The following is a 22753-nucleotide window of genomic DNA, read 5'->3' on the forward strand; positions in this document are numbered from 1 at the left end:
ATAATGACGTATAATGTTTTATTAGTCGATGATGAATATATGATCGTTAATGGACTGAAAAAAATTATTTCCTGGGAAACAGAAGGGTTTACCATCAAGGGAACGGCTAGAAACCCTAAAGAAGCGTTGACGTTAATGGAAACAGAAGCAATTGATTTAGTGATTACAGACATTACGATGCCAGAGATGACAGGTTTAGAGTTTATTGAAGCCGCTCAAAAAGAAGCGGGACAGTTTGAATTTATGATTCTTTCTGGGTATCAAAAGTTCGATTTTTTAAAGGGTGGTCTGCAACTAGGTGCGATCAATTACTTAATGAAACCTGTAGACAAAGAAGAATTGCTAAAAAGCGTTAAAAAAGCGAAAACACGTTTAGATAGCCGGACTCAAGAAGAAACGAGAAAAGGGTTATACAGTGACATTTTATTATCCCAGTGGGTCAATGGAGAAATTGATACAGATAGTTTAGAGGAATTGAGTGACCTTGTGGCTATTGAAGAAGAGGTTGACTGGACTGTGTTGCTGATTGAGGTCAATCGTGAACAGAAAATTTATTTTACTGAATGGTTAAAAGAAAAAGGGCAATGTTTATTTTTTTCTCGAAATTTAGGAGATAAAAGCTTGCTTGTACATATTTTTAGAGGGAACAAGCGCCAGTTAAACCAACTAATCGCAGAGAATCCCTTACAATCAATGCGTGATGATAGTTGGTTGATAAGCATTGGCGAGACAGTAAAAGATTGGGAAGATGTGCCTGATAGTTTTGAAAAAGCGAGTCAGACGTTACAGCGATATAAGTTTTATGAAACAAGCGGCAGCAATATTTTATACTCGGTATTTTCGGATGATTTTGATCTTTCCTCTGATATCATCAATTTTAATAAGACCTTGATGGTAGGTGATTTTACGACGATTGAAGGAGTGGTTGGAGAAATTTTTACAAAGACTCAAAAAATTGGTGCCCGTCCAGAAGATGTTCGCCATATTACCTTTATGTTGTTTATGGATATTTACCGTTGTTTTAATCATTTGGATGAAGGGGAATACCAACAAGTTTTAGATGATATCAACCATTCGTCAAATGCAGATAGATTGCGGGAGATTTTATTCACCACACTGAAGCAAATCACTCGGGAAAAAATCAGTTATGAATATTCAGAAAATGTCCAAAATGTCATTGATAAAATTCGCTCCGATTACACGAGCGAACTAACGTTAAAATATGTCGCACAATCCCTTCATTTAAATGTGATGTACCTGGGACAATTGTTCAAAAAAGAAACCAAAAAGAGTTTTTCCCAATATTTGAATCAATACCGTATGAAAAAAGCTCAAAATCTATTATTGTATTCGGATGATAACGTCAATGAGATCGCCGATAAGATTGGGTTTAATAATAGTACGTATTTCTCGCAAATGTTTAAAAAAATGAATGATCTGACACCGAAAGAATTCCGTGAAAAATATAAGCATCGCTACCATTCGATAGGAGAAGATGGGTGAGAGCAATTCATATCTAAAAGTAGCCGCAAGACAGTGAACTTGCGGCTATTAATATCAAAGGGCTCACAGTTTCTTTAATATTCCCACTCAAAAATAAATTAGTTTTGCACGGTACATGATAGTTGAATTTACGCTATTTTAAGTGATTTGAGTTTGTTTAAAATGTACTCGATTTTAGTAGAGTATTATCAAACTGTTATCAGAAAGCACGAATAGAAAAGAATACAAAAGAATACAAAAAATAAAAAATATATTGAGTGTGAAAGTACACTATGTTAGGATATTTATTATCAATTGAAATTGTTTTAATTTTCTGACAAAAAGTGGTTATGATAAAATTTTTAAAAGATTATTTAGAGAGCTCAATATTTAAAGAAGGAGGGGAGTAGTTAATCAAAAGGAGAAAAGTATATTTATTTATAATTGTTATTTTGTGTATAATTTTTTTGATAGCTTTAAAGGTAAAAAATGAACGAGCTATGGTCAAGACCGTATCGGATTATAAGAACTTAGCTGTCTCTGAAAAAAAAAGAATTGTGAAAATAGGTGTTATAGACGGGGAGATTGATAAGGAGCATATAGCTTTTAGTGATCTTTATTCCATAAAGAAAAGATATTTCTCTGATAATATAACTGATAGCGATATTACTCATGGTACTTCTGTGTTAGGTGTTATTTGTGGCAATAATGATCTTGGAATAGGGGATTCTAGATATCTCGAAGTGATGAACGCAGTTATATTATCAGATGGATTAGCATCGTCTGGAAATTTGAAACAAGCAATTGAATGGTGTATAGAACAAGAGGTAGAAGTTATAAACGTCAGTGTAGCGTTTACAATTTTTCGCAAGGAATTACTGGAAATTATAAATTCTGACAAAGCAAAAAATATTCTTTTTATTTTTTCTAATGGAAATTTTGATACGCAAAAAAGGATATTGAAAAAAGAAGTAAATAATATGATTTTTGTTGGTGCAACAGATAGTAATGGGAACAAAGCTTATATGAACTCAAATTCAAATGCAGATGTTTATTTTCAAGGAATAGATATCATGACAGCGATAGGAGAGAATAAATTTCAAAACATGAAAGGCACTACTTATTCTACTGCTATTGCAACGGGGCTTTCAGTAAAAAAATTACAATCCACTAAAAGCAGAGAGGAAAATCAAGTGAAATATTTGAAGAATTTTATTTTTTCTCAAAGTACAATTCATGGGGAGTGAAGAGGATGAAAAAAATTACATTAAGTTTGTTAATAATTTTAATAGCTGGAACAATTAGTAATGTATCATATGCTACGACATTTGATGCACAAGAAGAGGTAGAGAATAAAATACAACAGGAGCTCGAAAAAGTTTCGAATGAGGGGACTTCCTTTGAAAATGTTGAAATTGATTTTGAAAATGAAGAAATCAAAATTGAAGCAGAAGTAGAAAACGATGGAGAGACTCATAATGTAGAAATTACTAATGATTTTTCAGAGGAACAGGCAGTTGCTACTGATTCGCTAACTGTAAAAGAGGCATCAAATGGAGAAGAAAATGAATATTCTATCTATTTTGGAACTGTAGAGGAAAAACATCAATTAGAACAAGCGATGGCAGCAGAAGAAAAATTATTACAGGATATTGAAGATGGGAAGTATACGGATGAAGAATTAGAAAAAATTGAATTACCAACAGAAAAGATTTTTAATAATAAACAGAATCAAATTACTACAGCAGAGGAATTAGCTGAGACCCCTATTGTAATGACTGATTTAGCCACTAATAGTGAACGAGAGATTGATCCAAGTGACGGTGTAGCATCGTATGCTTGGGCAATTCCTGTTGGTATTTATATTACAAGACAGGTGGCGACCCAATTATTAAAAATGGCCTTTGCAGCTGTAATAGGAGGGTTATTGGGAGCTGCATTAACTTTAATATCTGTAAATGTTAACTATAGAAAATATTATGATCATTATAGAGTTGTTAGGACTGGAAAAGTAGGATTAGCGGTTTTAGGTGGAATGAATTTAAACACAGCTGTGAACTATTTGAAAATTCGTGGAGATGTATGGTCGATATCCCAAACTTTAGCCTGGAGAGTGGCATATTTTGCGGGAACACCGAGAGGAGGTAAATTACAACAGCCTAAGAAAGCTGAACGTCATGGTGGACCAGGTAATTTTTATCATCATCATACTTGGAACAGAGCAGGGGGACATTCATTTTATGGAACCGCAAGGTAATACATTTGTATTATACAAAAGTTTTTCTGCTGAAGTCTATGAACAAGTATTGACAGTTGCGCAGGAAAATGGTTGTAATCATTTTGAGTTTTGTATTCGTCATGATATTGATTTTTTAGGTGATTATTCCTATAGATATTCTGAAAATACGTATAAGTTTATGGAAGAGTTAACCCCATTTCTAGTATCTGAAATACAAACAAATCACTGGGTAACAGATATGATTATTAGTCGTGAAAAAGAAGCAAGGTTGTATAGATATCGTTTCAATGAGCAATCATTAATGAAGATACTAGAATATTCTAATTCAGTGAGTGATTGGTGTGGACCAAAACTTCCCGAAGACTTAGTTCTTTTTCAAGATGAGAAACCGTGGTTAGGATTTATTGGACATGAAGAAATGTCGTTTTGGTTTTTAACTGAATCTGAGGCAAAAGAGATAGGTGAAATAGGAATAGATTTGTTTGATGAAGGATAATAGTTGTGTGTCCTAAAATTTGTATGTGGTTTATTTAACAAATTGGCGCTATACTTTTTGGTGTTGGTGAGAAATCACCAGCATCTTTTTGTCTTTTTTGAAAACTACCTGCTATCGGGTGGTTCCATAAAGCTTTCAGCGTGGTATAAAAAAGCCCCCTAAACTGTTAAGATGAAGTTGGTTTCCCGACAACTACATCAAAACTTAATCCTATCAGAGAACGATATGTTTTTTTATCTAAAAATGAACATGGGACTGAAAAAAGCATTTCTACTTTCATCAGTCCCATTTATTATAGAGCCCTATTTTTTAGTTAGAGACTAAAAGGCAATTGTTTTTTAGTATACGTTTTAGGACGAGGAACAATGCCTAAATGAAAATCAATGGTGCCGCCATTTATTAGTGCTTCATGAGTGAAAAAAAGAGACTCATGTAAGGAACCATTAAAAGAAATCTGATCGACGAATTGTTGTTGCTCATGGTTTGGACTGGCTGTAATAGTTAGTGTTTTACCAGTAGATAAATGGATAGTTACTTCGTCAAATAAAGGGATACCGACTACATATTCGCCTGAACTAGGGCAAACAGGATAAAAGCCCAACGAGCTGAAAATATACCAACCAGCCATACTCCCGTTGTCTTCGTCACCTGGATAACCAGTTGCACTGTCGTCAAAAACTTGGGTCATTAATTGTTTTAGCAACGGCTGGGCATATTCAGGTTTTCCAATATAGTTGAACAGGTAAGGAAGGTGAAAACTTGGTTGATTAGAGATGGCTAGTTGACCGAATTCAATAGCGGCCATTTCGCTCATTTCATGAATTTCAAAACCGTACCCTTCAACGGTGAAAGCAGGAGGTTGATTACAGAGATCGATTAATTTTTCTTGAAATCGTTCTTGGCCGCCGTAAGAAGTGATTAAGCCTTTAAAATCATGATACACAGCAAAACTACTTTGCCAAGCGCTGCCTTCTGCGTAATCACCGCCCCAACGATGGCTAGTGAATGGTGTAGTGAATGTTCCATCTGTTTGTTTTGCACGCATGAAACAGGTTTCGGGATCAAAAATATGTTGGTAATTTTTCGCTTGTTGGCGGTAATGCAGTGCGGTGTCTGTGTCGCCTAGAATACTCGCTACTTGGCTAATACAAAAATCGCTATAGCAATAATCCAAGGTGTGATTGACCGATTCATGATAAGAAGCTGGAACATAGCCATATGTTAAGTAGTCCGTTGTTCCTTGTCGACCATAATTAGCAGAGGCACTTTGAACCGTAGCACCTTTAACCATAGCTGTTAAGAAATCAGGCATCAGATCTGGCCGGATGTTTTTCACCGCAGCATCTGCAATTACCGCATCAATCAATGTTCCCGGCATCAACCCACGTTCGTCTGGCGATAACCATTTAGGTAAATAACCACTTTCGCGATAACTGTTTAAAAAGCCCTCCAACATTTCTTCATATTTATCTTGAGCGATCAATGAATACAGCGGGTAGACAGTCTTGTACGTATCCCAAAAACCATTGTTGGTATACAAGTAACCAGGGCGGACTTTTTTCGCCAAGGTATCATAATGAATCGCTTGCCCAGAAGCCTCTTTTTCGTAAAATGTCTGTGGAAATAAAAACGTTCGGTATAAATTATGATAGAAAGTTGAACGACGGTGCTGATTTTTGTCCCGAATGTCGATTTTAGTCAAATAATTCGACCAAAGCTGTTGAGATTGCTCTAAATAATCTTCTGGTTGTAAATGCAATTCACGGGACAAATTCAAAACTGCTTGTTCGTGACTGATAAAAGATGTGCCAAATTGAACCACTTGTTCGTCGATATCTCCGAAATAAAGTGGAATACAGTCATTTTCTCCTTTCTTTTTAACAGGTGTATCAAAACGGATCGGTTGTTTGAAATGCAATGTAAAATAAAAGGAAAATGTAGGATCTTCACATCCTGCGTAATTTATGATAGAGCCAGAAATCGTCTGTTCATCTTCAATAGTTAGTTGATATTGTCCTGGCAATGAAAGTAAGAGCCCTGCTTCCTTATGTGTATAGCGAGCAGTCAAAACACCACCATACATGCTAGGGATGATGCGGGTTTTCAATTGGTAGCGTTGCTCTGTGATTTCTACATAGCTAGGGTTAAAAACGCTTTCATCTGGTCGGTAAGACGATTGAGCATGGAAAAGAGAGGGTTCTTTCAGAGCGCCATTAAAAGGCAATAAAACCAAATAACTGAAATCCCCCATCCAAGGACTGGGCTGATGAGTTAGGCGAAAGCCTTGGAACGTACGGTCACGAGGATTGAACCACCAACTGCCATTCTCTCCATTCGTTTGTGGTGCGAAATAATTCATTCCAAACGGTACTCCTGTATAAGGTAAACAATTTCCGTTTGAAAAAGAAGCTTGATTATCTGTACCATGTCTCGTGTCTATTTCTGTTATGTTCATTGACTAGGTCTCCTTTGTTGAGTGTCGAATGATTTGTTTTACTGGAATCTGTTGATCTGTCGGAATCTGTTGTTTTTCAATCCAGTTGATAAGCATCTCACCAGCAATTTTTCCCATTCCTTTAAAATCTTGAGCAATTGTTGTTAATGCTGGATCGATTAGTGCAGAAGCTTGAATATTATCAAATCCAATAATCGCCAATTGATTTGGTATATCAACGTTAGCGCGCTTGGCTTGATTCATTAGTGCAATGGCGACGAGATCATTTTCGCAAACGACGCCAGTGATGTTATTTTTACTTAGATAATCCAATAAATCGTTGCCTACAACTGCTTGTTTATCTGTCAAAGCCGTATGAAAGGATAGCTGCTGTTCTTTTGTTGCGTGAATATAGCCTAAGTAACGTTGCCGAACAGATTGTGGCAATACAGCTTCACCAAAAATATAGGCAATCCGCTGATGACCATTGGCAGCTAAATAATTAGTGGCCATTTCTCCACCAGAAAAGTTATCCGATTGAACCGTTGGATAAGGGAGATCGTGGATTTTTTTATCTAGTATGATGACTGGGAATTGAGCAATGGATAACTCAAATAAAGTATCTAAAAAATCCTCTGTGTTATGAGCGTAGTAGATCATGCCATCAAAGTTTTCGATAAGATCAGAAGCTTGTTTATTGATCAAAAATTCTGCTGAAGACATGATGACTTCATAGTGATGCTCGCTAGTAATAGGAGCCAGTCCTTCATTGAAATTTCCGAGGGAAAGATCGTTTGCAAAAGGAATCAAAAATAAAATCCGTGGCACTGTTTTGTTCTTAGGTTTATACGCTTTTACATAGCTGCCTTTGCCTTGAATGCGGTAAATCAGCCCTTGATTTTCTAACTCTGTTAGCGCTCGTTTGGACGTGATACGACTGACGTTGTATTTTTGAGATAGCTCTTTTTCTGTAGGTAATTGAGCATTTTCAACCAGTTCCCCAGATTGAATAGCCTGTAATAAATCATCGATTATTTTTTTATATAAAGGTTTTGACATAAGTGTTCTCCTAAATGTGAAATGATATATCATTGTTTGTAGTTTATCATAAAAGAAAAAAGACTTCAATCTAAAAATATTTAATAAAACAGTAGACAAAACGCTTTCATTAGCATATACTTTCGTTGTGAAATGATATATCAACAAAAGGAGGCAATTATGACTTATAAAAACATTCCCACTTCTGTACAACGTTTTATGGATAAAATCACGACGTTGTGTGGACAAGAACACGCTGGATGGGCAGAGAACTTTAATGCTGCTTTTGCGAATACCTTAACGACGACCGTTCGGCAACAAGAAGATGGTACGACATTCTTATTGACAGGAGATATTCCAGCAATGTGGTTGCGAGATTCTACAGCCCAAGTACGCCCTTATTTAGTGATTGCAAAAGAAGATGAAGCGTTAGCGAAAATGATTTGTGGATTGGTTCAACGACAATTTTTCTACATCACGATCGATCCTTACGCAAATGCCTTTAATGAAACGCCCAATAATGCAGGGCATCAAACCGATCACACTGAAATGAACCCGTGGATCTGGGAAAGAAAATATGAAATTGACTCGTTGTGCTATCCTGTTCAATTAGCCTATCTATTGTTCAAAAATACTGGATTGACGGAACAGTTTGATGAAACGTTTGTTACTGGCGTGAAAAAAATACTCACTGTATTTGCTACAGAACAAGATCATCAACACTCACCGTATACCTTTGAACGTGAGACAACAAGAATCGAAGATACCTTGCCTAACGATGGAAAAGGGGCTGATGTTAAACCGACTGGAATGACTTGGTCTGGTTTTCGTCCAAGTGATGATGCCTGTCGCTATGGGTATTTAGTTCCTTCAAACATGTTTGCAGTCGTGGTTTTAACGTATATCGAAGAAATTTTTACAACGATTTTGCATGATTCAGAGATTGTTGCCTGTGCATCAAAAGTAAAAAAAGAAATTGAAAGCGGTCTTAAAAAATATGGACAGACGAAGAACCAAGCAGGGGAATCTATTTACGCCTATGAGGTAGATGGGCTTGGAAACAGTAGTATTATGGATGACAGCAATATACCTAATTTACTGTCAGCACCCTATTTAGGTTACACCACTAGCGAAGATTCGATATACCAAGCCACGCGCAAGACGATTTTAAGTAAAGAAAATCCTTATTTCTATGAAGGGAAATACGCAAAAGGAATCGGTAGCTCCCATACGCCAGAAAACTATGTCTGGCCTATTGCTTTGGCTATGGAAGGTATGACAACTGAAGATAAGGCTGAAAAAGAACGAATTTTGGATTCTTTAGTTGCTAATGATGGCGGAACTCATTTGATGCATGAAGGATTTGACGTAAATGATCCTAATCAATATACAAGAGAATGGTTTTCATGGGCGAATATGATGTTTTGCGAACTAGTAATGGATTATTTTGATATTCGAGTGGAAAAATAAACAGTAGATTGGAGCGTGACCAGAATGAAGAAAAAAGTCTATATTATCTCTCACTCCCATTGGGATCGAGAGTGGTACATGCCGTATGAACAGCATCATATGCGTTTAGTTGAATTGATGGATGACATTTTAGAATTGGCGGAAAAAGATCCTGCATTTGATAGTTTTCATTTAGATGGGCAAACCATTATTTTGGACGATTACTTACAGATTAGACCAGAGCGTAAAGCAGATGTTCAAAAAGCTATCTCAGAGGGGAAACTAAAAATCGGTCCTTTTTATATTTTGCAGGATGACTTTTTAATCAGTCCTGAATCCAATGTCCGAAACATGCTGATTGGCAAAAAAGAAAGTGAGAAATGGGGAGCGCCAGTTCAATTAGGTTATTTCCCTGATACATTTGGAAACATGGGCCAAACCCCTCAAATGATGAAACAAGCCAACCTTGAAGTTGCCGCTTTTGGCAGAGGGGTTAAACCAGTGGGTTTCAATAATGAAGTTTTGGAGGATGAAAGTTATACGTCTCAATATTCAGAAATGTGGTGGCAAGGACCTGATGGAAGCGAGATATTAGGATTATTATTTGCTAACTGGTACAGCAATGGCAATGAGATCCCAACAACGAAAGAAGCGGCTATAGACTTTTGGACGCAAAAATTAGCAGATGTTGAACGATTTGCCTCAACAGATCATCTATTGATGATGAATGGAGTAGATCACCAACCTGTTCAAAAAGATATCACTCAAGCGATTGCACTCGCAAATGAACTGTTCCCAAATTATGAATTCATCCATTCTAATTTTGATGAGTATTTAAAACAAGTCCGTCAAGAGTTGCCAGAAAAAGTAGGCACAGTTTATGGCGAATTAACGAGCCAAGAAACAGATGGGTGGTTTACTTTAGCCAATACTGCTTCTGCCAGAGTGTATTTAAAACAATGGAATACCAAAGTTGAACGCCAACTAGAAAATATAACGGAGCCATTGGCTGCAATGGCCTATGAATTAACAAACAACTATCCGCACGATCAACTAGATTATGCCTGGAAATTATTATTGCAAAACCATCCTCATGATAGTATTTGCGGTTGTTCAGTGGATGAAGTGCATCGAGAAATGGTTCCAAGGTTTGAAAAATCTTACGAAGTTGGAAGGTACTTAGCGAGTGAAGCGATACGAGTATTAACTGAATCAATCAATACAGATGCTTTTCCTGAAAATAGTCATCCGTTTGTAGTGTTCAATACATCTGGTTACCAAAAATCAGGAATTGTGAAAGTGAAAGTAGAAATTGAAAGAAAAACCTTTAGTAACGGAGTTCCTCACGAATTATGGAAGACCTTAGCAGAAAAAGATACACCTGTCTTTGAAGTGATTGATCATCATGGGAAAAGCATTCCGGCGATTCTCTCTCATCCAGAGGTTGGGTTTGATTATGATTTACCTAAAGATCGTTTCAGAGTGCCTTATATGGCAAAAATGATTGAGGTTGAAATGCGCATAGAAGATATGCCGGCATTTTCGTGGAATAGTTTTGCTCTTAAAGAAACAGAGAGCAGTCAAGTAAAGAAGAGTTCTATGGTTAAAGAAGGGACAACCAATCAATTAGAAAACAGTCGATTGCATGTAACGATCAAAACAGATGGGACGCTTAAAGTCTTAGACAAAATTTCCGGAAAACAATACGATGATTTGTTGATGATTGAAGATACAGGCGATATCGGGAATGAGTATATCTTCAAACAACCAGAAGGAAGCGAACCAATTTTATCCAAAGGACTGCCAGCTGAGATAACGGTGATCAAAGATGAATCGTTTATAGCCCAAGTGAAAATGGTTCAACGACTCATGATTCCTGAATCAGCAGATCAGTTATTAGAACAGGAACAACAAGCCGTCATAGATTTTCGCTACCGTAAAGCTGGACGCTCTTCAAAAATGACAGAATTATTAGTCGAAACAGTGATAACAATGGAAAATGATTCTGCTTATTTAGGGATTGAAACAACGATCGATAATCAAAGTCGAGACCATCGTTTACGGATACTTTTCCCTACGACTATTCAAGCTGAAACCCATGAGGCTGATAGTATTTATGAAGTAGTGACACGTCCAAATCAAGTAAGTAAAAGCTGGGAAAATCCGACCAATCCTCAACATCAACATGCTTTTGTTAATATACACGATGAAATAGCTGGGATAACCGTTTCAAATTTTGGCTTGAACGAGTATGAAGTATTGCCTAGTGACAACACAATTGCTTTGACCTTATTAAGGAGCGTAGGAGAAATGGGCGATTGGGGCTATTTTCCAACGCCGGAAGCACAATGTTTAGGTCAACATGTATTTGCCTATGGACTGGCTTTTCATGGAAGACCTTCCGAGCGTTTTAAAACATACCAACATGCTTATGCTACACAAATTCCTTTTAGCGTAGAGCAGACGACTAAACACCACGAATGTTTGGAGCCAAAAGATGCGTATCTAACGATTACAGGAGATACTTTTGCGACAACAGCCTTGAAAAATAGTGAAGATGATCAACATCTTGTCTTAAGAGGCTTTAACATGAGTGACGAATCTTGTAAAATTAAGATAGAGAAAAAAAGTAGAGAAAAAGCATCTTTGTTAAACTTATTGGAAGAAAAACAAGGAGAGGAAGTCAAGTCTGATTTACGTGCCTATGAAATTCGCACGATTGGATTTGATCGATAAGAGGCGGAGGGTAATAGAAATGGATTACTATGGATCTATTGAAGCTGGTGGAACAAAATTTGTTTGTGCAGTGGCAGATGAGTCGTTGACGATTTTAGAGAGAATCAGCTTGCCTACAACAATGCCAGAAGAAACGTTAGCAAATGTTTTTGCTTTCTTTGATAAGTATCAACTAAAAGCGCTTGGCGTGGGTTCTTTTGGTCCAATCGATGTAAATGAAGCATCAAAAACATATGGTTATATCACGTCTACACCTAAAGTGAGCTGGAAAAATTTCAATCTGCTAGGTGCATTGAAAGAACGATATAATATACCGATGGCTTGGACAACAGATGTAAATGCCGCAGCATATGGTGAAATGAAACTAGGTGCTGGCAAACACACGCAAAGCTGTATTTATTTAACCGTGGGAACAGGTGTAGGCGGTGGCGCAGTAGTCAATGGTCAGGTTCTACAAGGATTTAGTCACCCTGAAATGGGGCATATTTCTCTTCAACGTTATCCTGAAGATACATTGGAAAGCGCTTGTCCGTATCATGAGAATTGTGTAGAAGGATTAGCGGCAGGACCAGCATTAGAAAAAAGAACAGGTATAAAAGGACAATTATTACCTGAAACCCATGAAGTTTGGGAGATGGAAGCCTATTATTTAGCTCAGGCAATCATGAATTATACGTTGGTCCTTTCGCCAGAAAAAATCATCTTAGGCGGCGGAGTGATGAAACAAGCGCAATTGCTTCCTAAAATTCGTGCATCATTTGCAAAGCAATTAAACAATTATGTTTCACTTCCGGATTTAGAGCAATATATTGTTAGTTGTGAATTGAAGGACAACAGTGGCACCCTAGGCTGTTTATTACTTGCAAAAGCGCAAGCGTAGTTCAAGACAAAAAAGCAAATAGCAACAATCTTAGGATTTGTTTCTATTTGCTTTTTTTCTGCAGAAATTTAATTAAGGACGGGATAAGTCCTATACTTTGTAATGAAAAAACTATAGTTTGTCTATTTATCAATAATTAAGAAAGCGCTATCATTTTGTTAGGAATGAACAATACTGCGTTTAGGGTAATAAATGATTAGAGGGGGCTTATTCATTGAAAAGAAAAAATGTAACACATGTGTTTTGTTGTTCTGCTGTAATGGTTGGTCTTGCTTTGGGAGGAAATGTGGTAACGACGGTCCATGCAGAGACGCTATCTTCTGTAGTAACTAAAGAAGAAAACGAGATCCCGAAATACGACCAAGTACCAGAATCGACTGTGTTGTTTCCGAAAAATCTGTTGGACTGGCAATTTCAAAGTGATCCTGATGCGTCATTCAATGTTGCTACTGTTCCATTGGCTAAAAGAGTACAAGGAGAGATAACGAATCCTGATCAAAGTAAGGAAGCCAAAGTTTTATCCATTGCCATTGTTAATCGCCATACAAAAGGGACGCCTTCTCAAGGTGGAACGGACAAAGCGGTGTATAATTTTACGAATTGGCAATATGTCGACACCTTAGTTGCTTGGGCTGGATCGTCAGGAGAAGGAATTATTGTACCGCCAAGTGCTGATGTAACCGATTCTGCCCACCGAAATGGTGTACCTGTGGTTGGAACAGTCTTTTTTCCGCCAGAAGCGTATGGTGGGAAGGCGGAATGGGTGCAACAATTTGTTCAAAAAGATGCCAAAGGACGATTTCCTCTAGCAGATAAATTAATAGAAATGGCGCAAGTTTATGGGTTTGATGGCTGGTTCATCAATCAAGAGACGAATGTTGATCCTCAAACAGCGAGTGGGATGAAAGAACTTTTAGCTTATATGCAAGCACGTAAACCTAAAAATCAACAAGTCATTTGGTATGATTCGATGATTGCTAATGGCAATGTCGCTTGGCAAGGTGCGTTGAATGAACAAAATCAAGGCTATTTTCAAGAGGGGAAAAAACGCATTTCGGATAAACTATTTATTGATTTCCGTTGGCAAGAACTCGAATTTTCCAAGAATAAAGCGAATGAAATCAAACGCGATCCTAACGATCTTTTTGCCGGAATCGATGTTCAAGCAAGTGGGATTAATAGCCGTCGGAAACCAAGTAGTATTTTAGGGAAAGATGGACAACCATTGGTTTCATTAGGTTTATATTGTCCTGATTGGACGTTGCGTGACGGTGGGCAATACGATATCGATCGCTATTGGGAAAACGAAAAGCTATTTTGGATCAACGCTCAAGGAGATCCAAGATCAGTCAGCAGCTCTAAAAATGAGTGGCAAGGGATTTCCCGCTATTTTGTGGAAAAAACACCGATTACTCAATTTCCTTTTTTAACTAATTTTAATGTAGGGAATGGGGACGCTTTTTATCAAAATGGACAAAAAGTGAAAGAAGGAAGCTTTAATAATCGTAGTTTGCAGGATGTGATGCCAACATATCGTTGGATTATCGATAATGAAGCTGGCAATCAATTAAATGCTGCGGTTAGCTATGAAGATGCGTTTAACGGAGGCTCTTCGATTAAATTAACTGGTGAGATGACTGCTGGAAAACAAACATTTATTAAATTGTATGCCGCACAAGCCAAAGTAGCGGCGTCTGACAGTCTTACCTTTGTAACGAAAGGTGCAGATGAGGCATCCCTTGTTTTAGAACTCAAAGGAAAAAACAAAACGTTAGTGATCCCAGGAGAACGCCAAGGGCTGGAAAAAGGTTGGATGAAAACGACTTATTCATTGAAATCAGCGGCTTGCCAAACAGTCACGTCTATCGGTTTTAACATGAAAAATAATCAATCAGGTTCTGCCGAGATTTATTTAGGGCAATTATTAGCTGGTAAAGAGAAGAAGACAGCAGTTAGTGAAGTTCGCAATGTCCGTTTTACAGGGAAAACTATTGTGGATGACCGTACAGAAAGTATTCGGATGCGTTGGGATAGTAAAAATAAACATACAGCCTCGTATCGTATTTACCGAGAAGTTGACGGACAATTGGCATTTGAAGGAGAGACAACCAATACGTCGTATACCTTACTCAATCAAAAGAGACAAGAAGATACAGCTAGTTATCGAGTGGTTCCAGTAGGTTATTATGGACGAGAAGAGCAAAAGAAAAGTGCAGTTGGATTGTATTCATTTGACCCATTAAAGCAACCAGAGATAACAATTAATGCGAGTAGCACCTTGATTTTTGAAGGAGATACCATCAATTTATCAGCAACTGTTTCAGCCTCTACAGAAACGGTCAATTGGGAAGTAGTGGGCGCTGTGCCGCAAGAGCTATCTGGTAAAGAAGTGAGCTTTACATTTCCTAAGGCTGGTGTTTATACTGTAAAAGCTGCAGCAAGCAATGCTTCTGGGACAACAGAGATTGTGAAAGAAAAGTATATTCATGTCTACCCTAAAGACAGTGGAATCAAAATAGAAAATCTATCTACTTTGCCAACAACTTCAGCGAATGAAGGGTCTGGATTTACGAATGAAAACGAAAGTTATCGCTACGCTATAGATGGCGATCAGACAACTAAATGGTGTGATAACGGTAGTGAAAAGCCTTGGATGGTCGTTGATTTAGATGGAACAAAAACGATTTCAGGGTTCACTCTTTTCCATGCCGGTGCTGGTGGAGAAAGCGTTGAGTGGAATACCCGAGAATACGATATCTCCGTAAGTTCTGATGGGCAAAATTGGACGAATGTGGTACAACGTCGCGGAAACACTGAAAATATCAGTAAAGAAGCCATTTCATTAATCGAAGGGCGTTATGTCAAACTTTCATTAGAAAAAGCCGAGCAAAATGGCAAGACCGCGCGAATTTACGACTGGCAAATCATTGGTGTAAATCAAACCGGTATGATTGGGAACTAAGGGGGAAGTGTAAGATAAAGAGGTTGCTTCCACCGTTTATTCGGATACAAAGAGCCTAGGACATAACTTTTTAGTTATGTCCCGTCTTTGTTGTGGAAAAAAAGTGGTCTATTTGAGGTTTTTATAGGCGGCTGTTAAGTACGTATGATGTCCTTGTTTTTCGGATTCAGAGATAAACGCGCCATCAACAGCATTATGGGTTAATTGTTCCATGTCCGCATATGTAATACCGTACCATTCATGCAATTTCATAAACTCATCAGTCAAAGTAGTCGCTGATACTGTTCGGTTGTCTGTGTTAATGCAAAGAGACAGACCTTCATTAAGAAATTGTTTAAAAGGATACTCTTCTAGGGTAGTGACCGTTTTTGTTTGGAAATTACTAGTAGGACACATTTCAATAAGAATATTCTTTTCCTTTAATAAATCAAAATATTCTGGTGTATCTTTCACAGCAATACCGTGTCCGATCCGTTTAGCGCCTAAATACACGGCATCAGCAACATTTTTTCCGCACCCACATTCACCAGCATGTAAAGTTAAAGGAATACTCAGTTGTTCAACCAATTTCAACGCATCCTCAAAAAGATAAGGAGGAAAGTCCTCTTCATTACCAGCAAGGTCAAAACCAACCACACCTGACTGCTTGAAATTTTCCGCTAAATGGACGATTTTTTCGATGGAATCAAGTTCTTCATGACGCATACCGCACAACAAGGCATTGCTTTTTACACCAAATTGTTTTTCGCCTTCGTTTAGTCCGGTTAAAACTGCGGTGACGATGTCAGACAAAGAGAGACCTTTTTGGGTGTGCAAAGAAGGGGCAAAGCGAACTTCTATGTAGCGAACATTTTCTTCTGCGGCTTGGCTGATAATATCTAGTGCTGCTGTTTTTAACGCTTCTTCTGTTTGTAAACAAGTTAATACAATCTCGAAACGCTTTAAGTAGTCATTTAAATCTTGACAGTCTTGTGGTGCAACGAGTAGATCTATTAGTTGCTCTTTTTTTGTAGGTAAAGCAATACCTTGTGACTGGGCTATTTTTTGTAATGTTTCTGGTCGGATGGAACCATCTAAGTGGCAATGCAGTTCTATTTTGGGTAAGTGATGAACAATGTGACGCTCCATAGTATCAACCTCTCTTTTCTCTATGCTTTTGACAAGTATTTTGACGACTTTAACATGTTCCGTTTGAGCTGTCAATAAGCGATAGTGAAATAGTCAATTAGGTGTGGTTTTTTCAGTGTTTTTAACGTAAAATAATCCAGTAGAAAATCATATCTTTTTGATTGGAGAGATTCTTTTGTTAGGTGTAGGATTATTATTTGTAGCGATTACCTTGATTAGTAATGGCTATTGCGGCTTGGCTGGAGTGGATAAAAAGTCGACAGCTGTGATTAATTTATTTACAGGAAGTTTGTCTTTTATTATTAATACGATTCATTTATGGCGTGGAGAGTATTATGATGCAGGGACAGGGTATTTATTTGCCTTTACGTATTTAATGGTTGGGTTGGTTTATTTCTTGCACTTGGATATGCGTGTGTATGGAATATTTGCATTGTTTGTTGCGGTGAATACAATTCCGGCGGCTTATATCAGCTATGCAGTGGAGGGAGATTGGCGCTTTGCTTTGATTTGGTTATCTTGGGGCGTATTGTGGCTGACAGGATTTATCGAGTATGTGCTAAAGAAGGAAATCGGCAAACCTGTTCTTTATTTAGCGATTGTTGAAGGGATTGTGACTTGCTGGATTCCAGGGTTGTTGATGTTGACAAATAATTGGTGAAAGCGAAAAAATAAGGAGGAAGTAGTTCGTTATTAAAACGACTACTTTCGCTTTGAATTTTTTGTTTTAGTATATCTACTATATGATTTATAGCTACCGCTTGTCATTGTTAGACGAGATTGTTGATAGATTATACTATTTAATTTCAGCCAACTCTGATAAACTGTAACCATTCGATATGTATTTTGAAGGAGTTAACCTGTCGAGTAAGGGGAGTAAAACATGAAATTGACTATTAAGGAAATCGCGGATATGGCTGGTGTGTCAGTAACGACGGTATCTCAAATTCTAAATGATAAAGGCAGTCGTTTTAGTGAACAAACCAGAAAGAAAGTTTTAGCTGTTGTAGAAGAATATGATTACAAGCCAGATTATTTTGCTTCAAACATTATTACTCGCCATTCCAAAACAATAGGCATGGTCGTGCCAGATGTTACCGATTTTTTCTTTTCAAAGGTAATTGAAGGTGTGGAAACCTATCTGAATTCGTTAGGGTACATGATTTTATTATGTAATTCAAAACATGATGAAGAGCAAGCGACAAACTATGTTACTGAGCTCGTTCATCGTTCTGTGGATGGAATTATTTTTGCTACACCGAATATTTTGCCATCGAATCACATCTTAAGGAATAAGAAAAAACGCAAAGTTCCAGTGGTTCTTGTGGATCGTGGCATCAATCCTCGTGAAAATGGCCGTTTGATTGTGAAAGAATATGAGGGCGCTTACCAAGCCGTCTGTTTTTTGATTAAACAAGGTCATAAGCACATTGGGATGTTAAAGGAAAATGATGGGTATTATCAATTGACCGAAAGAGTAACCGCTTACCAACATGCGCTAAAAGACCATAATATTCCGCTAAGAGAAGAGTACATGTCTAGTGGAGATCTGAATTTGGGCGGTGGGTATGAAGCAGCGAAAAAAGTATTGGAAAATCCGAAAATCACTGCCTTGTTTTGTGGGAATGATGAAATGGCGATGGGCGCTTATCAAGCCATTGAAGAAAGCGGGAAAAAGATTCCTGACGATATTTCGATTATCGGATTTGATGGCTTAGAAATATCAGAGTATTTAGTTCCTGGATTGACTACGGTATACCAGCCAAGTTTTGATATTGGGTTTTATGCTGCACGCTTTTTAGTTGAAGCAATTAATCATCCGGAGAAAAAAATGCCGAATAAAATTTTTGAAACAACATTTATTTCGAGAAATAGCACTAAATCGATTGACAAGTTCGTTGATTTGATTTAATGTTCGTGTTGTAAGCGTTTTTAATTTATGAAAGCGTTAGTAAACTGTTTTACTAAAAGGTTTTAACCAGAACGATTTTAGTGTATAATACATCCTTGGGGATTGATTTGGAGGAAAAAGAGCATGAGAATGGTCGATTTGATTGAGAAAAAGCGTGATGGACAGGCGTTAACAGACAAAGAAATTCAATTCATTGTTTCAGGATATACCAAAGGCGACATTCCAGATTATCAGATGAGTGCTTTTTTAATGACAGTTTTTTACGAAGATATGACGGATGAAGAAATTACGACATTGACATTAGAGATGGCTCATTCAGGTGAAATGATCGATCTTTCATCCATTCAAGGAATCAAAGTCGATAAACATTCTACTGGTGGTGTAGGCGATACGACCACGTTGATTCTTGCGCCATTAGTTGCTAGTGTTGGCGTTAGTGTTGCGAAAATGTCAGGTAGAGGACTTGGTTATACGGGTGGTACGATTGATAAGTTGGAAGCTATTCCAGGTTTTCATGTAGAACTTCCTGATGATGAATTTATCCGGCTAGTGAATGAGAGTCACGTAGCGGTGGTCGGACAATCTGGTGACCTAGCGCCAGCAGATAAAAAGCTTTATGCCTTACGGGATGTGACAGCAACCGTTGATTCAATTCCGTTGATTGCCAGCTCAATCATGAGTAAAAAAATTGCAGCAGGTGCAGATGCTATTGTCCTTGATGTAACAACTGGCGAAGGAGCTTTTATGAAAAACATTGATGAAGCCCGCCGTTTAGCAAAAACAATGGTTCGAATTGGTCATCTAGCCAATCGACAAACAATGGCGATCATTTCAGATATGTCACAACCTCTAGGAGAAGCAATCGGCAATAGTTTGGAAGTTGTTGAAGCAATCGAAACACTTCAAGGCAAAGGGCCAGAAGATTTGTTAGAGATGTGCTATATCTTAGGCAGCCAAATGGTTGTATTGGCTAAACAAGCTGAAACGCTAGATGAAGCAAGAGCAATGCTAAAAGAATCCTTAGAGTCTGGAAAAGCCTTGGAGAAATTCCGTGAAATGATCAGTAATCAAGGTGGCGATGCCAGCATCATTGATAATCCAGAGCGCTTATTGACAGCCAACTATCAAATTGAATTGCCAGCAAAAGAAGCTGGCGTCGTTCAAAAAATCGTTGCGAATGAAATCGGTATTGCAGCGATGCTTTTAGGTGCTGGAAGAGCGACGAAAGAAGACGCTATTGATTATGCAGTAGGCATTAAGTTGCATAAAAAAGTCGGTATGCCTGTAGCAAAAGGGGAATCATTGCTGACAATTTATGCTAACTCAGAATCAATCGAAGAGGTAAAAGAACTTCTATATAAAAATATCCAAATCGGCAGTTCGGCAACAGAGCCTGTGCTGATTCATGATATAATAACTGCGTAAAGGATGTGTCTAAAATAATGGAATTAAATCAATTGATCGATCACACTATTTTAAAAGCAGACGCTAAAGAAGACGATGTATTACGTATCATTGAAGAAGCGAAACACTATAATTTCTTCTCGGTTTGTATCAATCCTTGTTGGGTAGCATTGGCAAAAGAGCACTTAGCAGAATCCTCGGTTGCTGTTTGTACCGTCATCGGTTTTCCACTAGGAGCAAATACATCAGAAGTAAAAGCCTATGAAGCAGCAGACGCGATCAACAATGGCGCGACAGAAGTTGACATGGTCATTAATATTGGTGCGCTGAAATCAAAACAATATAAAAAAGTATTAAAAGATATCCAAGCAGTCGTTGATGCGGCTAAAGGGAAAGCATTAGTCAAAGTTATCATCGAGACTGCTTTACTAACAGATGAAGAAAAAGTGAAAGTGTGCGAATTAGCAAAAGAAGCTGGCGCTGATTTTGTGAAAACATCGACTGGTTTTTCTACAGGTGGGGCAACAGTAGCAGATGTTAAATTGATGCGTGAAACCGTTGGACCAGAGATGGGTGTCAAAGCTTCTGGTGGTATTCATAATGAAGCGCAAGCGAAAGCGATGATTGAAGCTGGTGCAACGAGACTTGGAACCAGTGCGGGTGTGGCGATTATGGAAGGTTCCACAGGGGCAGGTTATTAAATCAAATAAAAAGGCGGCAGACAAATGACAGCAAAACCAGAATGGCTAACGATCGCAAATGAAGCATTAGCAAAAGCATATGTTCCTTATTCTCACTTTCCAGTTGGAGCGTGTCTAGTAACAAAATCAGGGAAAACCTATCAAGGACTCAACATCGAAAATGCTTCTTATGGATTGACGAACTGTGCAGAACGAACAGCAATTTTTAAAGCTGTATCAGAAGGTGAACGTGATTTTCAACACTTAGTAATCACTGGGAAAACACCAGAGCCGATTTCTCCATGTGGCGCTTGTCGCCAAGTAATGGCTGAATTTTGTGCACCAGATATGCCGGTTACATTAGTTGGTGAACAAGGTGTGACAAAGGAAACAACTGTTGGTGAATTACTTCCATATGCTTTTACGGAAAAAGATCTATAAGGCTACATTATTGTACATGTGGCTTTATAAGATCTAGCTACATGAACCAAACCTCTCAACAAATAGACAAAGTGCCTTGGTACACAACGAATGAAAAGAGTTGATGTAAAAAGGTATCTACTACACTTCGTTTCGATTTCATCAATTTCTAAGTGTCAATAACACTTAGAATTGAAGGACTTGGTTGTTTGAGGTCTGAGCGGTTCACTCCGCTTTGCTTAGAAACACAAAGAATATAGTGATTTGATGTTGAAAAGTACAAGGTGAACGAAGAGAGAGTTGTTTCACTATTATCTTGTTTCATTCAGTCGTCTGGCTGTTGAAAATATAAAACTATTTTAGGGGGCTTTACAGAGATGAAAAAAGCAAAATTATTTGGTTTTGGCTTGACTGCATTAGCATTAACAGTTGCGTTAGCGGCATGTGGTGGAGGTAAAAAAGATTCAGCAGGTGGCGACTCAAAAGGTGAGGATAAAGATCATAGCGTCGTAGTAATTACTGATATCGGCGGCGTAGATGACCGTTCATTCAACCAATCAGCTTGGGAAGGTTTACAAGCTTGGGGGAAAGAACATGGATTGAAAAAAGGAGCGGAGGGCTTTGATTATATTCAATCAAATGATGCTTCTGAATACGTAACAAATATTGACACGGCTGTTTCTAATGGATTTAAAACAGTCTTTGGAATCGGTTATCTACTAACAGACTCAATCAGCACAGCGGCAGATGCAAATCCAGATACACAATTCGGTATCATTGATAGTGTAATTGAAGGAAAAGACAATGTCGTTTCTGCAACATTTAAAGACCAAGAAGCAGCTTACTTAGCTGGTGTAGCTGCAGCTTACACAACGAAAACAAATACAGTAGGCTTTATTGGGGGAGAAGAAGGAGCAGTTATCGATCGCTTTGAAGCTGGTTTCCATCAAGGTGTAATTGATACAGCAAAAGAATTGAAAAAAGACATCAAAGTTGAAGTTGAATATGCTGCTTCATTTGGTGAACCTGCTAAAGGGAAAGCCTTGGCTGCTTCAATGTATCAAAAAGGCGCAGACATCATTTATCATGCTTCAGGTGGTACAGGACAAGGGGTCTTCCAAGAAGCAAAAGATTTAAATGAAACAGGCTCTAAAGATAAAGTTTGGGTTATCGGCGTTGATAGCGATCAAGACAAAGAGGGCGCATATAAAACAAAAGATGGCAAAGAAGATAACTTTACTTTAACGTCAACACTTAAAGGTGTTGGTGCGGCAGTGCAAGATATCTCAAACCGTGCGTTAGAAGATAAATTCCCTGGTGGCGAACACTTAGTATACGGCTTGAAAGACGGCGGTGTTGATTTAACAGATGGCTACTTATCTGATGAAGCAAAAACAGCCGTTGAAAAAGCAAAAGAAAAAATTATTGCTGGTGATATCAAAGCGCCAGAAGCACCTAAAAACGTAAAAGAATAAAACGTTCTGCTTAGCGCT

At 38.0% G+C, this 22753-nt stretch carries 17 protein-coding genes; 14 read left to right on the plus strand and 3 right to left on the minus strand.

The window, feature by feature from the left end; all coding sequences use genetic code 11:
- The first annotated feature begins 3 nt into the window (after positions 1-3).
- The 4 genes from A5880_RS09730 (at position 4) to A5880_RS09745 (ending at position 4217) form a co-directional block, all read left to right on the plus strand.
- On the plus strand, positions 4-1503 hold the full coding sequence (locus A5880_RS09730) for a response regulator transcription factor (protein ID WP_086330765.1): 1500 nt from the start codon (positions 4-6) through the stop codon (positions 1501-1503).
- A gap of 446 nt (positions 1504-1949) precedes the next feature.
- Positions 1950-2729, plus strand: a complete 780-nt coding sequence (locus tag A5880_RS09735) for a S8 family peptidase (RefSeq protein WP_256924818.1) — start codon at positions 1950-1952, stop codon at positions 2727-2729.
- Between the two features lie 5 nt (positions 2730-2734).
- Positions 2735-3739 carry a hypothetical protein gene (locus A5880_RS09740; RefSeq protein WP_086330766.1) on the plus strand — a complete coding sequence of 335 codons (1005 nt, stop codon included), beginning with the start codon at positions 2735-2737 and terminating at the stop codon, positions 3737-3739.
- On the plus strand, positions 3723-4217 hold the full coding sequence (locus tag A5880_RS09745) for a hypothetical protein (RefSeq protein ID WP_086330767.1): 495 nt from the start codon (positions 3723-3725) through the stop codon (positions 4215-4217). The genes A5880_RS09740 and A5880_RS09745 overlap by 17 nt, the downstream gene beginning before the upstream one ends.
- Positions 4218-4530: 313 nt before the next feature.
- On the opposite strand, the gene A5880_RS09750 is transcribed toward A5880_RS09745, so the two are convergent.
- Positions 4531-6672, minus strand: coding sequence for a GH92 family glycosyl hydrolase (locus A5880_RS09750; protein WP_086330768.1), 2142 nt, complete (start codon positions 6670-6672; stop codon positions 4531-4533).
- A 3-nt stretch (positions 6673-6675) separates the two neighbouring features.
- A complete protein-coding gene (locus A5880_RS09755; protein ID WP_086330769.1) occupies positions 6676-7710 on the minus strand; it encodes a GntR family transcriptional regulator in 1035 nt (344 codons plus the stop codon).
- Positions 7711-7869: 159 nt separating this feature from the next.
- Between A5880_RS09755 and A5880_RS09760 the strand changes: the two genes are divergently transcribed.
- The 4 genes from A5880_RS09760 (at position 7870) to A5880_RS09775 (ending at position 15716) form a co-directional block, all read left to right on the plus strand.
- Positions 7870-9159, plus strand: coding sequence for a glycoside hydrolase family 125 protein (locus tag A5880_RS09760; RefSeq protein ID WP_086330770.1), 1290 nt, complete (start codon positions 7870-7872; stop codon positions 9157-9159).
- A gap of 24 nt (positions 9160-9183) precedes the next feature.
- Positions 9184-11874, plus strand: coding sequence for an alpha-mannosidase (locus A5880_RS09765; protein ID WP_086330771.1), 2691 nt, complete (start codon positions 9184-9186; stop codon positions 11872-11874).
- Between the two features lie 19 nt (positions 11875-11893).
- Positions 11894-12754 (plus strand): ROK family protein, encoded by an 861-nt coding sequence (locus A5880_RS09770; RefSeq protein ID WP_086330772.1) that lies wholly within the window; start codon positions 11894-11896, stop codon positions 12752-12754.
- 214 nt (positions 12755-12968) lie between these two features.
- A complete protein-coding gene (locus tag A5880_RS09775; protein ID WP_086330773.1) occupies positions 12969-15716 on the plus strand; it encodes an endo-beta-N-acetylglucosaminidase in 2748 nt (915 codons plus the stop codon).
- A 108-nt stretch (positions 15717-15824) separates the two neighbouring features.
- Here A5880_RS09775 and add read toward each other — a convergent pair whose 3' ends face one another.
- The gene (gene add, locus A5880_RS09780; protein WP_086330774.1) at positions 15825-16844 is read right to left on the minus strand and encodes an adenosine deaminase; all 1020 of its coding nucleotides are present in this window, start codon (positions 16842-16844) and stop codon (positions 15825-15827) included.
- A gap of 175 nt (positions 16845-17019) precedes the next feature.
- Here add and A5880_RS09785 point away from each other — a divergent pair, with 175 nt between their 5' ends.
- The 6 genes from A5880_RS09785 to A5880_RS09810 all read left to right on the plus strand — a co-directional run bounded on the left by A5880_RS09785 (position 17020) and on the right by A5880_RS09810 (position 22735).
- Positions 17020-17505 carry an AmiS/UreI family transporter gene (locus A5880_RS09785; protein ID WP_086330775.1) on the plus strand — a complete coding sequence of 162 codons (486 nt, stop codon included), beginning with the start codon at positions 17020-17022 and terminating at the stop codon, positions 17503-17505.
- Between the two features lie 222 nt (positions 17506-17727).
- The gene (locus tag A5880_RS09790) at positions 17728-18756 is read left to right on the plus strand and encodes a LacI family DNA-binding transcriptional regulator (protein WP_086330776.1); all 1029 of its coding nucleotides are present in this window, start codon (positions 17728-17730) and stop codon (positions 18754-18756) included.
- A 123-nt stretch (positions 18757-18879) separates the two neighbouring features.
- Positions 18880-20181, plus strand: coding sequence for a pyrimidine-nucleoside phosphorylase (locus A5880_RS09795; RefSeq protein ID WP_086330777.1), 1302 nt, complete (start codon positions 18880-18882; stop codon positions 20179-20181).
- A 17-nt stretch (positions 20182-20198) separates the two neighbouring features.
- Complete coding sequence (gene deoC, locus A5880_RS09800; protein WP_086330778.1) at positions 20199-20861, plus strand: deoxyribose-phosphate aldolase; 663 nt, start codon at positions 20199-20201, stop codon at positions 20859-20861.
- Positions 20862-20885: 24 nt separating this feature from the next.
- Positions 20886-21281 carry a cytidine deaminase gene (locus A5880_RS09805; RefSeq protein WP_086330779.1) on the plus strand — a complete coding sequence of 132 codons (396 nt, stop codon included), beginning with the start codon at positions 20886-20888 and terminating at the stop codon, positions 21279-21281.
- A 356-nt stretch (positions 21282-21637) separates the two neighbouring features.
- Complete coding sequence (locus tag A5880_RS09810) at positions 21638-22735, plus strand: BMP family lipoprotein (RefSeq protein WP_086330780.1); 1098 nt, start codon at positions 21638-21640, stop codon at positions 22733-22735.
- Positions 22736-22753: the final 18 nt, after the last annotated feature.

Origin of the sequence: Enterococcus sp. 4G2_DIV0659 (assembly GCF_002140715.2) — a bacterium.
GTDB classification, from domain to species: Bacteria; Bacillota; Bacilli; order Lactobacillales; family Enterococcaceae; genus Enterococcus_L; species Enterococcus_L mansonii.

Coding starts and splice junctions, on each gene's coding strand:
- A5880_RS09745 (WP_086330767.1), top strand. CDS start 3,723: ATGGAACCGCAAGGTAATACATTTGTATTATACAAAAGTTTTTCTGCT.
- A5880_RS09750 (WP_086330768.1), bottom strand. CDS start 6,672: ATGAACATAACAGAAATAGACACGAGACATGGTACAGATAATCAAGCT.
- A5880_RS09760 (WP_086330770.1), top strand. CDS start 7,870: ATGACTTATAAAAACATTCCCACTTCTGTACAACGTTTTATGGATAAA.
- A5880_RS09790 (WP_086330776.1), top strand. CDS start 17,728: ATGAAATTGACTATTAAGGAAATCGCGGATATGGCTGGTGTGTCAGTA.
- A5880_RS09770 (WP_086330772.1), top strand. CDS start 11,894: ATGGATTACTATGGATCTATTGAAGCTGGTGGAACAAAATTTGTTTGT.
- add (WP_086330774.1), bottom strand. CDS start 16,844: ATGGAGCGTCACATTGTTCATCACTTACCCAAAATAGAACTGCATTGC.
- A5880_RS09730 (WP_086330765.1), top strand. CDS start 4: ATGACGTATAATGTTTTATTAGTCGATGATGAATATATGATCGTTAAT.
- deoC (WP_086330778.1), top strand. CDS start 20,199: ATGGAATTAAATCAATTGATCGATCACACTATTTTAAAAGCAGACGCT.
- A5880_RS09765 (WP_086330771.1), top strand. CDS start 9,184: ATGAAGAAAAAAGTCTATATTATCTCTCACTCCCATTGGGATCGAGAG.
- A5880_RS09810 (WP_086330780.1), top strand. CDS start 21,638: ATGAAAAAAGCAAAATTATTTGGTTTTGGCTTGACTGCATTAGCATTA.
- A5880_RS09795 (WP_086330777.1), top strand. CDS start 18,880: ATGAGAATGGTCGATTTGATTGAGAAAAAGCGTGATGGACAGGCGTTA.
- A5880_RS09805 (WP_086330779.1), top strand. CDS start 20,886: ATGACAGCAAAACCAGAATGGCTAACGATCGCAAATGAAGCATTAGCA.
- A5880_RS09740 (WP_086330766.1), top strand. CDS start 2,735: ATGAAAAAAATTACATTAAGTTTGTTAATAATTTTAATAGCTGGAACA.
- A5880_RS09755 (WP_086330769.1), bottom strand. CDS start 7,710: ATGTCAAAACCTTTATATAAAAAAATAATCGATGATTTATTACAGGCT.